Raw genomic sequence first — 16,512 nt, forward strand, 5'->3', positions numbered from 1 at the left:
GATGGTGCCGGCGGTCAGCCGGCGCTCGAGATGCGGAGAACGGGTTTGAGGACCGCCCCTCCGGCGGCGTCCGCGAGGGCGGAGCCGATCTCATCGAGCCGGTAGAAGCGGACGAGCTCGTCGAAGGGGAACCGGCCCTGGGCGTGCAGCTCGACCAGGCTGCCGATGAGGACCTCGCTGCGGCCGCTGCCGCCGAGGGTGCCCACGACGCGCTTGCCCCACAGCGTCGTCAGGTGGTCGAGGCTGAGCTCCGCCCCGGCGGGCGCGCCCCCGATGAGCACGCAGGTGCCGCGCATCCCCACGCTGTCGGCGGCCTGGCGTACGACGGGGATCACCCCGGTGCACTCGAGCGCGGCGTCCGCCGGACCACCGCAGATGTCGTGCACCGCGGCGACCGGGTCGTCGCGGTCGGCGTTGACGGTGTGGGTCGCGCCGAACCTGCGGGCCAGGTCGAGCCGGTGGTCGTGCCGGTCGACCGCGACGATGCGGCTGGCGGGGGTGAGCCGCGCGGCCATCACCGCGGCGAGGCCGACCGCGCCGGCGCCGTACACGACCAGGCTGGTGCCGGGGCCCGGGCGGACCGTGTGGAACACCGCCCCCGCGCCGGTGGCGATGCCGCACGCGAGCGGCCCGAGCAGCTCGAGCGGCGCGTCGCGGGGCACCACGACCAGCGACTCCGCCCAGGTGAGCGCGTGGGTCGCGAACGACGACTGTCCGAAGAAGTGCCCATGGACGGGCTCTCCCCCGCGGCTCAGCGCGCTGTTGCCGGCGCGCGGGCCGAGCAGGCGGGCGCCGCCGCACAGCGCCTCGCCGAGCCGGGCGCAGTAGCGCGGCTCGCCGTCGCGGCAGTTGCGGCAGGTCCCGCAGGACGGCCAGCCGATCACCACGTGGTCGCTGACCGCGACCCCTGTGACATCGGGTCCGACGGCCTCGACCACACCGGCGCCCTCGTGCCCGAGCACGCCGGGGAACGGCATCGGCAGGTCGCCGTGACGGGTGATCTCATCGGTGTGGCAGATCCCGGTGGCCACGATCCGCACGAGCGCCTCGCCCGGTCCGGGGTCGTCGAGGTCGAGCTCCTGCACGGAGAACGGCGCGCCGACCTCCTCGACGACGGCGGCGGAGATCCTCATCAACGCTCCTCTCGACGGGGGGTGGCAGCGGGGTGCTCGAGGAGCGCGGCGACCGCGAGCGCGGTGCGGTCGCCCCACGGCCGGCCGACGACCTGGATGCCCACCGGCAGCCCGTCGACCGCGCCGGCGGGAACGCTCACGGCCGGCAGGCCTGCGGCGTTGAAGGGCGAGGTGAGCCGCGTCAGGGCGAGCTCGACGGGCAGGTCGACCTCCCCGTCCGGGCCCGCGAGCCGCACGGTAGGGGCGCCGATCCGTGGGGCGACGACGGGCACCGTCGGCAGCACCAGGGCGTCGTACGTCGTCAGCAGCTCGAGCAGCAGCGCCGAGGTGCGCGCAACGACCGCCGCGGCCTCCGCCAGCTCCCGCGGGGTGGGGCCGGGTCGGTCGAGCAGCGCGGCGAGGTCGGCGCCGAACGCGTCCGGTCGCTCCGCGAACGCCGCCCGGTGCCGGGCGTGCGCCTCGGCCAGGACCTGGGTGAGCACGGCCCGGGTGGTCGCAGACTCGGCCGGCAGGTCGACCTCGACGACCTCGACGCCGGCGGCGGCGAGTCTCGCGCAAGCCGCGGCCCGGGCGTCGACCACCCCGGGGTCGAGCAGGGCGGTCGCCCAGCCACCGAGGGCGGCCACGACGAGCGGGCCGCCGTCGGGCTCGGCGGGCTCCAGCGCCTGGGTGCCGGGGTCCGCCGGGTCGGGACCGGCGACCGCGTCGAGGATCGCGGCGGCGTCGGCGACCGTGCGCGCCAGCGCGCCGACGTGGTCGAGCGACGGCGCGAGCGGCAGCACCCCGGCGAGGCTGACCCGGCCGCGGGAGGGCTTGAACCCGACGCAGCCGCTCAGGGCCGCGGGGATCCGCACGCTGCCGGCGGTGTCGGTGCCGAGCGCCCCCCAGCAGCTGCCGACGACCACCGAGGCGGCCGACCCTCCGGACGAGCCGCCGGGGACCCGCCCGCGGCGGTGCGGGTTGTGGGTCGGTCCGAAGTGGGCGCTGTCGGTGCGACCACCCCAGGCGAGCTCGTGGGTGGCGTGCTTGCCGAGCAGGATCGCGCCGGCGCGCCGCAGCCGCGCGACCGCGGTCGCGTCCCGGACCGGCACGTGGTGCTCGTGGAGCGGTGAGCCGTACGTCGTCCGGATGCCAGCCGTGTCGATGAGGTCCTTGACCCCCATCGGCACGCCGTGCAGCGGGCCGAGGCCGGCGCCGGCCACCACGGCCGCCTCGGCGTCCCGGGCCGCCGCGCGGGCGGCGTCAGCGGTGACGGTGGTCCACGCGTGCACGTCGGGCTCGGTCTCCTCGATCCGCGCCAGGGCATGCTCGGTGAGCTCGACCGGTGACGCCGCGCGCGTGCGGATCGCGTGCGCGGCCTCCAGCAGCGTGAGGTCGTGGAGACCGGTCACGGCTGGGGGTGCCCGGTCTCGGGGGCCGGCGGCTCGGCCCGCTCCAGGTGGTAGCCGATGGGGAACAGGCTGATCCGGGCCCGGTCGGCGAGCGTCCCCCACAGGCCGCGCGGCAGCCAGATCGCGGCGGCGATGCCGACGATGCCGAGGATGATGAGGTACCAGCTGCCGTAGTCTGCGAGCAGCTGCTGCAGCCCGAAGAACACGACGGCCCCCACCAGCGGCCCCTCGATGTAGCCGATGCCTCCGATGACGACGATGAAGATCATGTACGCCGACCACTGCACGCTGTAGACGGCGCTCGGGTTCACGCTCAGCGAGGCCACGAGCAGCACCCCGCCGGCAGCGCCGCAGCCCGCGGCACTGATCAGGTAGACCAGGCGTTTGGCTCGCGGCACGTCGATCCCCACCGCGCTCGCGGCGGTCTCCTCGTCCCGCACCGCCATCAGCGAGAGGCCCACACGGCTGCGCAGCAGCAGGTAGCAGACCAGCACCGAAGCCAGCGCGACGGCGAGCGCGGCCCAGTAGGTCAGCGCGCCACGCACCACGGGGTCGATGCCCGACAGCGTGGTCAGCGACTTGCCACTCGCCCCGCCGAGGCTGTCGATGCGGGTCGTCACCAGGCGGTACACCTCGGCGATCACCCAGGTACCGATCGCGAAGTAGTCGCCCCGCAGCCGGAACGCGAGCCACGACGTCGGGACCGCGAACACGGCGGCGACGAGCGCGGCGAGCAGCACTGCGGCGTACGCCGGCACCCCCTGCTCGGCGAGGACGAGCACGGAGTAGGCGCCGATGCCGAGGTAGGCCTGCTGGCCCACCGAGACCAGGCCGCCGAACCCGGCCAGCAGGTTCCACATGCTGGCCAGCGCGATCAGCACGAACAGGTTGACCAGCGAGTCGGTGACGCCGGCGAACACCACGAACGGCAGCACCGCCAGGACCAGCACGGTCACCACCAGGCCGCTCGTCGTGAGCCGGGTCGAGCGGGCCGAGCGGCGTACGGCGACGGGGCGCGCAGGCGCGGCGACGGGGTTCACGAGGCCCTCCCGGGGAGCAGGCCCTGCGGCCGGAACGCCAGCACCAGCAGGAACACGAGGTGCCCGCCGAGGATGGTCAGGGCGGGGTCGATCTGGGCGCCGATCGCCTGGGTCAGGCCCAGCACGATGCCGCCGAGCAGGGTTCCCCACAGCGAGCCGAGGCCGCCGATGACGACCGCCTCGAAGGCGAACAGCAGCCGCGAGGGACCGGTCGCCGGGTCGAACGACGACCGCATCGCCATCATCACGCCGGCCAGCGCGACGGTCGCGAACGCGATCGCGGTGGCGATCCCGTAGACGTGGCGGCTGTCCGCGCCGACCAGGGCGGCTGCCTCGCGGTCGTCGGAGGACGCGCGCAGCATCCGGCCGAGGCCGGTCCGGGAGAGGAACAGCTGGATGCCGACGAGCACGACGACCGCGAGCAGGAACGTGACCAGCGGCAGGTAGGGCACGGTGAGCTGGTCGGTGATCTCGAACGCCCCGGTCGCGAAGCTGCCACCGTCGAGCGTGCGGGTGTCGGCCGAGTAGTGCTCGAGCAGCAGGTTCTGGATCACGATCGAGAGGCCGAACGTGACCACGAGCGTGGACGTCGGCCCCGCGGCGAGGCTGCGCTGCAGCAGCACCCGCTGGGTGGCGTAGCCGAGCAGGGCGAACAGCGGCGCCGCGATGACGACCGCGAACCACAGCGGCACTCCGCCGCTGATGAGCGCGAGAGCCAGGAAGGCGGCCACCACGGCGAGGTCGCCGTGCGCGAGGTTGACCACCCGCATCACGCCGAACATCACCGACAGCCCGGTGGCGAACAGTGCGTAGAGGCCGCCCAGGAGGAGCCCCTGGACGATGGCGTTGACCCAGTCCACTCAGGCCACCCCCGCCGGCGCGTCGATGCCGAAGTAGGCGCGCTCGACCTGCTCCGCGCTCAGCTCCGCGGGCCGACCCGCGAGCACCGACCGGCCCTCGAGCAGGCAATGCACGTGGTCAGCGACCTGCATCGCCTGGGTGACGTCCTGCTCGACGATGAGCGCGGTCGTGCCCTCCGCGACGATCGTCGGGAGGACGCCGTAGATCCGGCGTACGACGACCGGGGCCAGCCCTAGCGAAAGCTCGTCGACCAGGACCAGCTCGGGGTTGGCGACCAGCGCTCGACCGATCGCGACCGACTGCTGCTCCCCGCCGGAGAGCTGGGCGGCGTTCTGCCGTCGCCGGTCGGCCATCCAGGGGAACAGCTCGTAGACCTTCGCGAGGGTCCACGGGCCCGGGCGGCCCCGGTAGGTGCCGGTGAGCAGGTTCTCCTCCACGGTCATCGACCGGAACAGCCGGCGCCCCTCCGGCACCAGCGCGATGCCCGCGCTCAGACGCTTGTACGCCGGGACCCGGGTGATGTCGCGGCCGTCGAAGGTCACGGTGCCGGCCGTCGGCGGGTGGGCGCCCGCGAGCGCACGCAGCAGCGTGGACTTGCCGGCGCCGTTCGCGCCGATCACGGCCATCACCTGGCCACGCTCGATGTCGAGGTCGACGCCGCGGACCGCGTGCAGCTGTCCGTGGTGCACGTCGAGTCCTCGGACGCTCAGCAGGGTCACGAGGTCTCCTCCTGGTGCGAGTGGTCGGGATGGTCGGGAGGGTCGGTCTCGGGCCCGGTGCCGAGGTAGAGCTCGCGGACGTCGGGGTCGGCGAGGACCTCCATCGGGGCCCCGTCGGCGACCACCCGGCCACCGGCCAGGCAGAGCATCCGGTCGACGGTCTTCACCAGGGCGTGCACCACGTGCTCGATCCAGACGACGGCCAGGCCCTGCCCGTGCAGTGTCCGGACCACCTCGACGAGCTCGGCGACCTCGGGATCGGTCAGTCCACCTGCGACCTCGTCGAGCAGCAGCAGCCTCGGCCCGGTCGCGAGCGCCCGCGCGACCTCGAGGCGTTTGCGCTGGAGGAGCCCGAGCCGCCCGGCCTCCAGGTTGGCCTGCGGCGCGAGGCCGGTGACCTCGAGGACGTCCGCGGCCGCGTTCCAGGCCTCGCGACCGCGGCGCCGAGCACCCTGGTGGGCGCAGACCAGCACGTTCTCGAAGACCGTGAGGTGCTCGAAGGGTCGCGGCACCTGATAGGTGCGTCCGATCCCGGCCCGGGTCCGCGCGAACGCGCTCGCCCGGGTCACGTCGGCTCCGGCGAGCCGGATGGCTCCCCGGTCGGGGCGCAGGTCGCCCGAGATCATCGAGAACAGCGACGACTTCCCTGCGCCGTTCGGGCCCACGATGCCCAGGGACTCCCCGTCCCGCACGGTGAGGTCGAGATCGGTCGCGACGACGACCCGCCCGAAGCTCTTGCTGACGCCGCGCAGGGTGAGGAGGTCGGAGTCCGAGCCCCCCATCAGGCGTTCGTGGGTAGCAGGTCGCCACCCACCGGCACGTCGGGGTTCGGCGTGTTGTCGACGATCACGACGTCCCAGGGGAAGTCGGTGCCTTCGCGCCACTGGCCGCCCACCGGGCGCTGGATGGCGATGCCCGGCTCGGGCCCGTCGGTGAAGTCGAGGTCGCCGCTCATGCAGCTGAGCTTCATGCTGCGCAGGTTGGACGCGACCTCGTCCTTGTCCTTCGGGTCGTCGGCGTCCTTGAGCGCCTGGATCCCCACCTCGAACAGCGAGTAGATCGAGCCGAGGGCCTGGGTCCACTGGTGGCCGGTGTCGCGGGCGTAGCCGTCCGCGAGCTGCTTGGCGGTCGTGCCGTCCAGGGCCGAGGCGTAGGGGTGGAAGGGGCTCCACCAGATGTCGGTCGCGATGTTCTTGCTCAGCTTGCCGAGCGCCTCGGCCTCGGTCGGGAACAGCATCACCTTGGCGACCGTGGCGAGCTTGGGCCGGAAGCCCTGCTGCTGCGCCTGCTTCCAGAAGGTCTGGAAGTCCGGGGGGATCGGCGTGCACGTGAACAGCTCGGCGTCGGACTTCTTGAACTCCGCGATCTGGGCGGTGAAGTCCGTGGCGCCGTCCTCGTAGGCGCCGCCGTCCACGGCCCGGTAGCCGGAGCTCTTCATCATCGCGCCGAGGCCCTCGCGGAAGGCGTTGGCGTCGGTGTCGTTGGGCCACAGGCAGGCGACGTCCTTGCTGGTGACCCCCATCCGGTCCCACATGGGGAAGAAGCAGTCGGCGAACTGCTGCATGCCGAAGAAGAACAGCGTCGTGTACTTGAAGCCCTCGCCCGACTTGCCGTTGCGGCCGTGGAACCACGCCTCCCAGGGCGCGATCGTCGTCACGTTGGGCACGCCGTTGGCCTCGCACTGGTCGGCGACCGGGTTGGTGGTGTCCGGCGTCGAGGACCCCACGACGAGGTCGACCCCGTCGTTGATCAGCTCGCGGGTCACCTCGGTGGCCCGGTTGGGGTCGGACTGGGTGTCCTTGACGACGATCTCGAACCGGCGCTTCTTGCCGCCGATGGTCATCCCGTTCTTCACCGCGGCGTTGATCTGCTTGACGATGAAGTTGTCCGCGGCGGCGAAGCCAGCCAGGGCGCCGGTCTGGGGGCTGACGTACCCGATCCGCAGGACGTCGGAGGAGGACGACGACGAGCCCTTCAGCCCACCGCACGCGTTGAGCAGGGGCATGCTCCCGACGGCCGCAGCACCGAGACCGACCCCCTTGAGCAGACCGCGGCGGCTGATGCCGCTGGCAGAGGTGTGACTCACGACAGAACTCCTTCTCGAGCGTCGACCGCGCGGGCCGGACGTGGCGTGGTCGGGATGCTCGGCGTGACCGCCGCCACACGTCAACGAGACGTTCGACCCCGCGGGACCGGGTTCCACTAGGATGTCGGGGGTGGCCACGTCCTCACCGTCCGTGCCCGCCGAGGGGGGCTCCGGGGCCCAGTCGCTCGAGCGGGGCCTGTCGATCCTCTCGGCGCTCGCCGAACGCCGCGAGCCGCTCGGCCTGGTCGAGATCGCCCGCGCGGTCGGGCTCAGCAAGAGCACCTGCCACCGCTACGTCGCCAGCCTGCTCGCCCTCGGGTTCCTCGAGCCCGCCCCCGACGAGCGCCGCTACCAGCTTGGTCCGCAGGCGCTGAGCCTGGGCTTCGCCGCGGTGACGTCGCTCGAGATCTCCCAGGTGGCCGGCCGGCTGCTCCAGGCCCTCGCCGACGAGACCAACTACACCGTCAACATGGCCGTGCTCGACGGGTCCGACATCGTGTACGTCGACCGACGCCGGCCGACCCGCGCCGGGTTCCGGATCGAGCTGAACGTGCAGGTCGGGGCCCGGCTGCCGGCGTACTGCACGTCGATGGGCAAGGTCCTGCTCGCCCACCGTGACCCGGCGACCGTGCGTGCGATCCTCGACCGCACCGACCTGGCCCGCCGCGGCCCCCACACGATCACCGCCCGCGAGCAGCTGATGACCACGCTCGCCGAGGTCGCGGCCGCCGGCATCGCGGTCAACGACGAGGAGCTCGCCCCCGGCCTGAGGTCGCTGGCGGCGCCGGTGCGCGACCGCGTGGGGCACGTCGTCGCGGCGGTCAACATCGCTGTGCACCTCAGCGCCTGGAACGCCTCCATGGACGCGGTGGTCGGTCGCCTCGAGGAACCCCTGCGCCGCACGACCCACCAGATCTCGCAGCGACTGGGCTACCTCGGATCGGCAACGGGTTCCGTCTGATGGAACCTCGATCGGTCGACCGGAACGCTTGTCGTGACGTCGCCCGCCTGTGCCTAGGGTGCCCCCGTGAGTGACACGGGCTCCGGCACCTTCGTGCGCCGGGTGGCCGGCGGCGCGGCCCCGCACGTGCTCCAGCACATCGGCGGTCGCTGGGTGGAGTCGGCTGCCGCCCGCTCCTTCGACGTCCGCGACCCCTGGTCGGGAGCGGTGATCGGCACCGTCGCGGCCGGCGACGCCGACGACACCAGGGCGGCGATCGACGTCGCCCACGAGGCCTTCGCCTCGTGGTCGGTCTCGCTCCCCCACGAGCGCCAGCGGGTGTTCCTCCGCGCCGCCGACCTGCTCGAGCAGCGTCGCGAGGACGTGGTGACGCTGCTCGCCCTGGAGACCGGTTGCGCGCGCCACTTCGCCGAGCACCAGCTCGCCTTCAGCCTCTCGCTCCTGCGGCAGTGCTCGAGCCTCCCCTACGCCGCCACCGGCCAGGTGCTGCCCTCCGACGTGCCCGGCACCCAAGCGCTCGCGGTGCGCCGCCCGGTCGGCGTGGTCGGCGCCATCGCCCCCTGGAACGCCCCGCTGACCCTGTCGGGCCGGGCGATCGCCGGCCCGATCGCCCTCGGCAACACGGTGGTGCTCAAGCCCTCGGAGGAGGCCCCGGTCAGCGGCGGGGCGCTGTGGGCGGAGCTGTTCGCCGAGGCCGGCCTGCCGCCCGGGGTGCTGAACGTGGTCACCCACGCCCCCGGTGAGGCGGGCGCGATCGGCGACGAGCTGATCGCGAACCCCATGGTCCGGCGCCTGAACTTCACCGGCTCCACCACCACGGGCCGGCGACTCGCCGAGGCCGCCGGGCGCCACCTGAAGCGGGTGCTCCTCCAGCTCGGCGGGCAGAACCCGTTGCTCGTGCTCGAGGGCGTCGACCTGGAGTACGCCGCCGACGCCGCGGCGTACGGCGCCTTCGTCCACCAGGGCCAGGTCTGCATGGGCGCCCGCCGGATCTATGTCGAGCAACCGATCGCCGAGGAGTTCGCCGAGCTGTTCACCGCCAAGGTCGCGTCGCTGCCGATCGGCGACCCGAGCGACCCGCGGACGGTGGTCGGTCCGCTGATCAACCAGTGGGCGCTGGCGGTCGTCACCCGGCGCGTGGAGGAGGCGGTCGCCCACGGGGCCCGGATCCTGACCGGCGGCCGGGCACAGCCACCCTGCTACCCACCGACGGTGCTCACCGATGTCCCGGAGGACGTCGAGCTCGCCCTCGAGGAGACCTTCGGTCCCGTGGTCGTGCTGGAGGTGGTCGCCGACCGCGACGAGGCCGTCCGCCGGGCCAACGCGACCGGGTTCGGACTGACCGCGGCCGTCCTGGCCCGCAGCTCGGTGGAGGGCCTCGAGGTGGCCCGGCGCCTGGACGCCGGGATCGTGCACGTCAACGACCAGCCGGTCAACGACGAGCCGCAGATGCCCTTCGGGGGCACCCGTGGCAGCGGGTGGGGCCGCTTCGGCGTGGGATTCGCGGTGGAGGACTTCACCGAGCTGCAGTGGCTCACGACCCGGGACACCCCGCGGACGTTCCCGTTCTGAGTTGACCCGCCCAAGAGTTTCGGGCGGGTCAACCTTCCTCGAGCACCTGCTGGGCGATCCGGAACGCGGTGTTGGCGTCAGGCACCCCGCAGTAGATCGCGGTCTGCAGGAGCACCTCCTGGATCTCCTCGACACTCAGGCCGTTGCGCAGGGCGGCGCGCAGGTGCATCGCGAGCTCCTCGTGATGGCCGCGAGCGACTAGCGCGGTGAGGGTCACGATTGAGCGGCTGCGCCGGTCGAGCCCGGGCCGGGTCCAGATCTCACCCCACGCGTAGCGGGTGATCAGCTCCTGGAAGTCGCGCGTCAGCCCGGTCGCGGCGGCGGTGGCACGGTCGACGTGCTCGTCGCCGAGCACCTCGCGGCGTACGGCGAGCCCGGCGGCGTACCGCTCGTCGGTGGGCGCCGGGTGGATCTCGACGGGCTCCTCCCCGAGGAGGTGCCGGCGCAACAGCCGCGCCACCTCGGCCGGTGCCTCGGCGGGCGCCAGGTGGGCGACCCCCTCGAGCTCGGCGTAGGTGCCGTGCTGGACCCCGTCCGCGACCGCACGCAGCAGGTCGGGCGGAGCCACGGCGTCGACCGACCCGCTGATCGCCAGCACCGGCGCGGCGATCTCGCCGAGCCGCTCGCGGACGTCGAAGCCGGCGAGCGCGCCACAGACCTGGGCGTAGCCCTCGTCGAGGGCGTCCTGCAGCGCGTGCAGCAGCGCGGAGCCACGCTCGGGCTCCCGTTCGAGGAAGCCGGGAGCGAACCACCGTCCGGCGGCGGCCGAGACCTGCCCCGACGTCCCCGACGCCCGCACTTGGTCGATGCGCTCGGCCCAGGACTCGGCGGTCCCGAGCCGCGCCCCCGTGCACAGCAGCGCCGCCGCGGTGACCCGCTCGGGGACGTCGAGCAGCAGCTGCAGCCCGACCGCACCGCCGACCGAGTCGCCGGCGTAGCTGAAGGCGCCGCGCGGCTGGCCCCGGTCCGCGACCACGTCGTCGACGATGCGCAGCACCCCGGCGGCGAGCTCGGCCAAGTCGAAGTCCTCGGCGGCCGCCGAGCGGTTGTGCCCGTGGCCGGGCAGGTCCCAGGCGAGCACGTCGAACGCGTCGGTGAGGTGGGCGGCGCACGCGCTCCACAGGGTGGTGGCCGTGGTGCCGAGCGAGGGGCCCAGCACCAGCAGCGGGAGCTCCCCGCGGTGCCGGGCCAGGGTCATGCGGACGGCGGTGACGGTGGGGATCATCGTTCCCTTTCCAGGAGGGTGCGGGCCCGGGCGACCGCGCGGTCGACCTGACGGCCCGCGTCGCCGAGGTACGACGGAGCGGGTGGGTGACCGGCGACCTCGGCCATGGTGCGCTGCTCGGCGAGCACGGCGTCGCCGGCCGCCGCCAGGGTGACGGCCATCCGGTCGGGATGGACCTGGAGGCCGGCCACCAGGTCGGCGGTCTGCGAGGCCGCGACCAGGCTCCGGCGTACGAGGTCGCGCAGCGTCGCCCACTCCGCGTGCCATCCGCCGTCGGCGCGGTCGTCGACCTGCAGCGCGGCGGCCACGTGCAGGTTGGCTGCCAGCTGGGGCGTGGTCAGCGCGGCGCGACGGACCAGCACGGACAGCACCGGATTGGCCTTGCCGGGCATCGTCGACGAGCCACCACCGGCGCCCTCGGCCAGCTCGCCGATCTCGGGCCGGGACATCGTGAGCACGTCGTTGGCGATCCGGGCGCAGGCGTCGGTGCAGCCGACCAGCGCGTCGCCGAGCCGGGTCACCGGCGCGCGGGTCGTGTGCCACGGTGGCGCGTCCTCGGGCGGGTCGATGCCCAGCTCCACCAGCGCCGCGCGGGTCCCCGCCGCGCCGCCGAGCTGACGCGGGAACTCGAGCCGGGCCAGGTCGTCGTCGGCGTCGAGGACGGCGGTCAGCCAGGCCGCGACCCGGAAGCCGAACGTCGTCGGCACCGCGTGCTGGGTCAGCGTGCGCGCCACCAGGGGGGTGTCGCGGTGCTCCTCGGCCAGACGTACCAGCCCGTCGACGGTCCGGGCGTGGTCGCGGCGCAGGTCGCCGACAGCGCTCTCCGCCATCCGCATCAGGGCGCTGTCGACCACGTCCTGGCTGGTGAGCCCACGGTGGAGCAGCCGCGCGCCGTCCGGGTCGAGGCGCGTGAGCCCCTCGCGGAGCATCCGCACGAGCGCGATGACCGGGTTGCCGCCGGCCTCGGCGTCGCGGGCGAGCCCGTCGAGGTCGACCGAGACCTCGATCGGACGCCCGAGCCAGTCCTCCTCGACCGCGATCATCGCGCGCAGGAACGCCGCCTGCGTGAAGTGCGTCCCGGCACGTTCGTCGCCGGGCCAGAACAGGTCTGCCATGCGATCAGTCTGGCGCGTGGTCGAGGAACACCGTCTCGCCCGGGCCCTGGAGCCGGATGTCGAACACCAGCCCCTGCTCGTCGCGGAGCGCGACCAGCGTATGCCGGCGGTCGGCGGGGACGGACTCCAGGAGAGCGTCGCTCGATCCGGGCAGGTAGGCCCGCGTCAGCAGCCGGTCGAGCAGGCCGCGGGCGAACACCGTGACCGCGACGTACGGTGCGGCCCCCGGTGACGCCGCAACCGGCTCGAGCGTGGTGAATGTGTACCGCCCGGTGCGATCGGTCTCGGCGCGGCCCCAGCCGGTGAAGGTCCAGCCGTCGCGGCGCAACGAGCCGGGCTGCTGGACGACCTGCCCGTCGGGCCCGGCCTGCCAGATCTCGACGAGCGCGTCGGGCACCGGGTCGCCGACGCCGTCGAGGACCCTGCCGTGCAGCCGGATCGCGTCCGGATGGCCCGGCGCGACGAGGTGGTCGCCTCCGGCGTACGGCAGGGCGAAGCCGAAGAACGGCCCGACGGTCTGGCCGGGGGTGGGTGGCAGGCTCACGGGGTCTCCTCGTCGAGAGGCGTGCGGTGGCTGCCGGTCAGCACGATGTCCCAGCGGTAGCCCGTCGACCACTCGTGGGTCGTCACGCTGTGGTCGTAGGTCGCGACCAGCCGGTCGCGGGCGGCCTGATCGGTGATCGCCTGGTAGATCGGGTCGAGCGCGAACAGCGGGTCGCCCGGGAAGTACATCTGCGTGACCAGCCGCTGGGTGAACTCACTGCCGAATACCGAGAAGTGGATGTGCGCGGGCCGCCACGCGTTGCGGTGGTTCTTCCACGGGTAGGGTCCGGGCTTGATCGTGGTGAAGCGGTACCACCCGTCGGCGTCGGTGAGGCAGCGCCCGACGCCGGTGAAGGCCGGGTCTATCGGCGCCGGGTGCTGGTCGCGCTTGTGGATGTAACGCCCGCCCGCGTTGGCCTGCCAGACCTCGACCAGCTGGTGGCGCACGGGCCGCCCCTCGCCGTCGAGGACCCGCCCGGTGACCACGAGGCGCTCGCCGATCGGCTCGCCGCGGTGCTGGATGGTCAGGTCGGCCTCGAGCGGGTCGACGTCGCGCTGGCCGAAGACCGGCGCCCACAGGTCGATGCCCTCGGGGTCGGCATGGTGCGGGTCCTTGGTGGGGTGGCGCAGCACGCTGGAGCGGTACGGCGGGTAGTCCAGCCGGACCCGGTCCTCGACGACGCCGGAGTCGGCGTACTCCCGCGAGATCCGCTCGATCTCCGCGCTGATCTCGTCCTGCGTGGACGCGGCGGCATCGGACGAGGCGACGCCGGACGAGGCGAAGGGGGCTGGGGGTGGGTTGGGGGTCACTGCGGCCATCCGGTGTATCCCTCCGCGAGGTAGGTCGAGCCGGCCTCGGAGGAGACCAGGCTGGTGAGCTCGCCGAGCTGGCGCAGCTCGTCGAAGTCGGTGGCACCGGGCAGCCGATGCAGCATCGTCGTCATCCAGTAGGAGAAGTGCTGGGCCCGCCACACGCGGTCCAGGGCGCGCCCGGTGTAGTCGTCGAGCGCCGCGTCGTCGCCGCGGAGCAGGGCCAGCTCGACGCACTCGGCCAGCACCCGGACGTCTGCCAGGGCGAGGTTGAGCCCCTTCGCACCGGTGGGCGGGACCGTGTGCGCGGCGTCGCCGGCCAGCAGCAGCCGGCCGTGCCGCATCGGGGTCTGCACGAAGCTACGGAACGGCAGCACCGTGCGCTCGAGCACCGGGCCCTCCTGCAACCGGAAGCCGTCGTCTCCGGCGAGCCGGCGCTGCAGCACCGACCAGATCCGGTCGTCGGACCAGGTCGAGGCATCCTCGTCGGGGTCACACTGGAAGTACATCCGCTGGACGGTGTCGGTGCGCTGGCTGATCAGCGCGAAGCCCTCGGGTGCCCGGTTGTAGATCAGCTCCGGCGCGCTGGGCGGTGCCTCGACGAGCACCCCGAACCAGGCGAACGGGTACTCCCGCGCGTACTGCCGGCGCGGGTCGACCAGGCCGCGGCAGGCGCTGCGCGACCCGTCGGCGCCGACCACGAGGTCGGCGGCCACCTCGTGCGGAGTGCCATCGGGGTCGGTGTAGCGCACCCGCGGCCGGTCGAGCACGTCGACCACCTCGGTCGCGGCGACGCCGTACCGCAGGTCGCCGCCGTCGCGGAGCCGGGCCCGGTGCAGGTCCACGAACACCTCGGTTTGCGGGTAGAGCCAGCACGACGCGCCCGCCAGGGCCTGAAAGTCGATGCGGTGGCTCGCGCCGTCGAAGCGCAGGTCGATCCCCTGGTGCTCGTGCCCCTCGGCGAGCACCCGGCCGCTCACTCCCGACTCGACCAGCAGCCGCACACTGTCGCGCTCGAGGATGCCGGCGCGGTGGGTGGCCTCGATCTCCCCGGCGCTGCGGGTGTCGAGCACGACGGACTCGATCCCGGCCACGTGCAGCAGGTGCGACAGCAACAGCCCCGCCGGGCCACCACCGACGATCGCCACCTGGGTGCGGCTCCTCGTGCTCACTGCCTGGGTCATCCACGCTCCTGTCTCGTGGCGCGGACGGTACGGACCGCGGGCGGACTGCGTCGAGAGCAGGGTTACACTCAGTGAAACACGGCTCGAGGAGGTCGCGTGGCCGGTGGCTCGGCGCCCGGCGCCTCCCTCGTCGCCCGCACCCTCGACGTGCTCGGCGCCTTCGACGACCAGCACCGCCGGCTCACGCTCGCCGACCTGGCCCGCCGGTCGGGGCTCTCGGCGCCGACCACGCTGCGGATCGCGCGCCAGCTGGTGGCGGGCGGTGCGCTGGTGCGCGAGGAGGACGGCGCGTACGCCGTGGGCCGACTGATCTGGGACCTGGGGCTGCTCGCCCCGGTGCAGACCCGGCTGCGCGACGTCGCCGCCCCCTTCCTCGCCGACCTGCAGGCCGCTACCCGGGCCACCGTCCACCTCGCGGTGCGCGACGGCGACGCCGCGCTCTACGTGGACCGGCTCTCAGGCGTCGCCTCGGTGCCGGTCGTCAGCCGGATGGGCACTCGGCTGCCCCTGCACGCGACCGGCGTCGGCAAGGTGCTGCTCGCGCACGCCCCGGTGGAGGTCCGCGAGCGGGTGCTGGCCGACCTGGCGCCGGTCACGGCGTACACCGTGACGTCTGCACAACGCCTCGCCGGGCAGCTGGCCCGGGTGACGCGCGACGGTTACGCCACCACCACCGAGGAGATGACCCTGGGCGCCAGCTCGCTCGCCGTGCCGGTGCGGGCCGGCGACGAGGTCGCCGCGGCGATGGGCCTGGTGGTGCCCGACTTCCGCCACCACCGGGCGCGGTTGCTCGCCGCCCTGCAGGTGGCCGCCGCCGGTGCCGGCCGCGCCCTGGGCCGGACGACGACGTAGCCTCGGATGATGCTCCGTCGTGCCGTCGCCACCCCCCTGCTCGCCCTCGGTCTCGCGCTCGGTCTCACGCTGACCCTGGCGCCACCGTCGACCGCGAACGCCCCGGAGCTCCCGGCGAGCGCCGACGCGGCCCGAGCTGCCGCCACCGGCACCGGCACGGACACCGGCGTCACCAAGCTGCTGGTGTTCGTGGTCGAGAACCACTCGCTGGACCAGATGCGCGACGAGATGCCGTTCACCAACCGGCTGGCGCAGCGCTACGGCTATGCCACTCGTTACCACGGCGTCACCCACCCCTCGCTGCCCAACTACCTCGCGATCGCCGGCGGCGACACGTTCGGGATCGCCGACGACGCGGCGCCCTCGGCACACCGGCTCGCCGGTGCCAGCGTCTTCGGCCGCGCGGTCCGCGCCGGCAGCACCGCCAGGCTGTACGCCGAGTCCATGGGGTCGCGCTGCCAGGTCGAGAGCAGCGGCACCTACGCGGTCAAGCACAACCCCTGGGCCTACTTCCCCGCCGAGCGCCGCCTGTGCCGCCGCAACGACGTACCGCTGCGCCGCTTCGCCGCCGATGTCGACGCCGGTGCGCTGCCCGCGGTCGGCATGGTGATCCCGGACCTCTGCAACGACGCCCACGACTGCTCGCTCGGCCAGGCCGACGGGTGGCTGCGCAGCCACGTGCGCCGCGTCCTCAACGGCCCCGACTGGGCCACGGGCCACCTCGCGATCGTGATCACCGCCGACGAGGACGACGGCGCGCACGGCAACCAGGTGCTCACCGTCGTCGCCCACCCGGCGCTGAGCCACCGGGTCGTCGGCGCTCAGCTGACCCACTACTCGCTGTCGCGGTCCTACGCCGAGGTCGCCGGCGTCCGCCCGCTCCGACAGGCCGTCCACGCCCGCTCGCTGCTGCACCGGTTCGGCCTCACCACCGGCTGACCTCCTCCGTGCCGAGCCGGCGCAGCCTGAGGCTCAGACTGCGCCGGCTCGGCATCGGGAAGCAACGGGGGCGAAGGTCCC

Annotated in this window: 16 protein-coding genes; 4 read left to right on the plus strand and 12 right to left on the minus strand. The window is 73.7% G+C overall.

Annotated elements, in window-relative coordinates; genetic code table 11:
* Positions 1-14: 14 nt before the first annotated feature.
* Genes AC3ANS_RS18335 through AC3ANS_RS18365 form a run of 7 tightly spaced genes read right to left on the minus strand, consistent with a single transcriptional unit; the run spans position 15 to position 7,230 of the window.
* Positions 15-1,133, minus strand: a complete 1,119-nt coding sequence (locus tag AC3ANS_RS18335) for an NAD(P)-dependent alcohol dehydrogenase (protein ID WP_488293014.1) — start codon at positions 1,131-1,133, stop codon at positions 15-17.
* Positions 1,133-2,524 carry an amidase gene (locus tag AC3ANS_RS18340; RefSeq protein WP_488293015.1) on the minus strand — a complete coding sequence of 464 codons (1,392 nt, stop codon included), beginning with the start codon at positions 2,522-2,524 and terminating at the stop codon, positions 1,133-1,135. Before AC3ANS_RS18340 ends, AC3ANS_RS18335 begins: the two co-directional genes overlap by 1 nt.
* On the minus strand, positions 2,521-3,564 hold the full coding sequence (locus AC3ANS_RS18345) for a branched-chain amino acid ABC transporter permease (protein ID WP_488293016.1): 1,044 nt from the start codon (positions 3,562-3,564) through the stop codon (positions 2,521-2,523). Before AC3ANS_RS18345 ends, AC3ANS_RS18340 begins: the two co-directional genes overlap by 4 nt.
* On the minus strand, positions 3,561-4,424 hold the full coding sequence (locus tag AC3ANS_RS18350) for a branched-chain amino acid ABC transporter permease (protein WP_488293017.1): 864 nt from the start codon (positions 4,422-4,424) through the stop codon (positions 3,561-3,563). The genes AC3ANS_RS18345 and AC3ANS_RS18350 overlap by 4 nt, the downstream gene beginning before the upstream one ends.
* Complete coding sequence (locus AC3ANS_RS18355) at positions 4,425-5,144, minus strand: ABC transporter ATP-binding protein (RefSeq protein ID WP_488293018.1); 720 nt, start codon at positions 5,142-5,144, stop codon at positions 4,425-4,427. It lies immediately after the preceding gene.
* Positions 5,141-5,926 carry an ABC transporter ATP-binding protein gene (locus AC3ANS_RS18360; protein ID WP_488293019.1) on the minus strand — a complete coding sequence of 262 codons (786 nt, stop codon included), beginning with the start codon at positions 5,924-5,926 and terminating at the stop codon, positions 5,141-5,143. Before AC3ANS_RS18360 ends, AC3ANS_RS18355 begins: the two co-directional genes overlap by 4 nt.
* On the minus strand, positions 5,926-7,230 hold the full coding sequence (locus tag AC3ANS_RS18365; protein WP_488293020.1) for an ABC transporter substrate-binding protein: 1,305 nt from the start codon (positions 7,228-7,230) through the stop codon (positions 5,926-5,928). Before AC3ANS_RS18365 ends, AC3ANS_RS18360 begins: the two co-directional genes overlap by 1 nt.
* A gap of 130 nt (positions 7,231-7,360) precedes the next feature.
* Here AC3ANS_RS18365 and AC3ANS_RS18370 point away from each other — a divergent pair, with 130 nt between their 5' ends.
* On the plus strand, positions 7,361-8,191 hold the full coding sequence (locus AC3ANS_RS18370; protein WP_488293021.1) for an IclR family transcriptional regulator: 831 nt from the start codon (positions 7,361-7,363) through the stop codon (positions 8,189-8,191).
* Positions 8,192-8,257: 66 nt separating this feature from the next.
* Entirely contained in the window at positions 8,258-9,763 is a 1,506-nt protein-coding gene (locus tag AC3ANS_RS18375) for an aldehyde dehydrogenase family protein (protein ID WP_488293022.1), read from the plus strand.
* 28 nt (positions 9,764-9,791) lie between these two features.
* Here the strand turns inward: AC3ANS_RS18375 and pcaDC are convergent, their stop codons facing one another.
* The 5 genes from pcaDC to AC3ANS_RS18400 are packed head-to-tail and all read right to left on the minus strand — an operon-like array spanning position 9,792 to position 14,640.
* The gene (pcaDC, locus tag AC3ANS_RS18380; RefSeq protein ID WP_488293023.1) at positions 9,792-10,988 is read right to left on the minus strand and encodes a bifunctional 3-oxoadipate enol-lactonase/4-carboxymuconolactone decarboxylase PcaDC; all 1,197 of its coding nucleotides are present in this window, start codon (positions 10,986-10,988) and stop codon (positions 9,792-9,794) included.
* Positions 10,985-12,103: a lyase family protein gene (locus AC3ANS_RS18385; protein WP_488293024.1), complete on the minus strand. Its 1,119-nt coding sequence runs from the start codon at positions 12,101-12,103 to the stop codon at positions 10,985-10,987. Before AC3ANS_RS18385 ends, pcaDC begins: the two co-directional genes overlap by 4 nt.
* Before the next feature lie 4 nt (positions 12,104-12,107).
* Positions 12,108-12,647: a protocatechuate 3,4-dioxygenase subunit alpha gene (gene pcaG, locus AC3ANS_RS18390; protein ID WP_488293025.1), complete on the minus strand. Its 540-nt coding sequence runs from the start codon at positions 12,645-12,647 to the stop codon at positions 12,108-12,110.
* Complete coding sequence (gene pcaH, locus AC3ANS_RS18395; protein ID WP_488293026.1) at positions 12,644-13,465, minus strand: protocatechuate 3,4-dioxygenase subunit beta; 822 nt, start codon at positions 13,463-13,465, stop codon at positions 12,644-12,646. The genes pcaG and pcaH overlap by 4 nt, the downstream gene beginning before the upstream one ends.
* Entirely contained in the window at positions 13,453-14,640 is a 1,188-nt protein-coding gene (locus tag AC3ANS_RS18400; RefSeq protein WP_488293027.1) for a 4-hydroxybenzoate 3-monooxygenase, read from the minus strand. Before AC3ANS_RS18400 ends, pcaH begins: the two co-directional genes overlap by 13 nt.
* Positions 14,641-14,736: 96 nt before the next feature.
* Between AC3ANS_RS18400 and AC3ANS_RS18405 the strand changes: the two genes are divergently transcribed.
* On the plus strand, positions 14,737-15,492 hold the full coding sequence (locus AC3ANS_RS18405; RefSeq protein WP_488293028.1) for an IclR family transcriptional regulator: 756 nt from the start codon (positions 14,737-14,739) through the stop codon (positions 15,490-15,492).
* Positions 15,493-15,501: 9 nt separating this feature from the next.
* Positions 15,502-16,431 (plus strand): alkaline phosphatase family protein, encoded by a 930-nt coding sequence (locus AC3ANS_RS18410; RefSeq protein WP_488293029.1) that lies wholly within the window; start codon positions 15,502-15,504, stop codon positions 16,429-16,431.
* Positions 16,432-16,512: the final 81 nt, after the last annotated feature.

It is taken from the genome of Nocardia sp. 149-1B (assembly GCF_057747975.1).

Excerpts from the sequence above, each read along its gene's own strand:
- pcaH (WP_488293026.1), bottom strand. The coding sequence starts at position 13,465 with ATGGCCGCAGTGACCCCCAACCCACCCCCAGCCCCCTTCGCCTCGTCC.
- AC3ANS_RS18410 (WP_488293029.1), top strand. The coding sequence starts at position 15,502 with ATGCTCCGTCGTGCCGTCGCCACCCCCCTGCTCGCCCTCGGTCTCGCG.
- AC3ANS_RS18385 (WP_488293024.1), bottom strand. The coding sequence starts at position 12,103 with ATGGCAGACCTGTTCTGGCCCGGCGACGAACGTGCCGGGACGCACTTC.
- AC3ANS_RS18360 (WP_488293019.1), bottom strand. The coding sequence starts at position 5,926 with ATGGGGGGCTCGGACTCCGACCTCCTCACCCTGCGCGGCGTCAGCAAG.
- pcaDC (WP_488293023.1), bottom strand. The coding sequence starts at position 10,988 with ATGATCCCCACCGTCACCGCCGTCCGCATGACCCTGGCCCGGCACCGC.
- AC3ANS_RS18335 (WP_488293014.1), bottom strand. The coding sequence starts at position 1,133 with ATGAGGATCTCCGCCGCCGTCGTCGAGGAGGTCGGCGCGCCGTTCTCC.
- AC3ANS_RS18400 (WP_488293027.1), bottom strand. The coding sequence starts at position 14,640 with ATGACCCAGGCAGTGAGCACGAGGAGCCGCACCCAGGTGGCGATCGTC.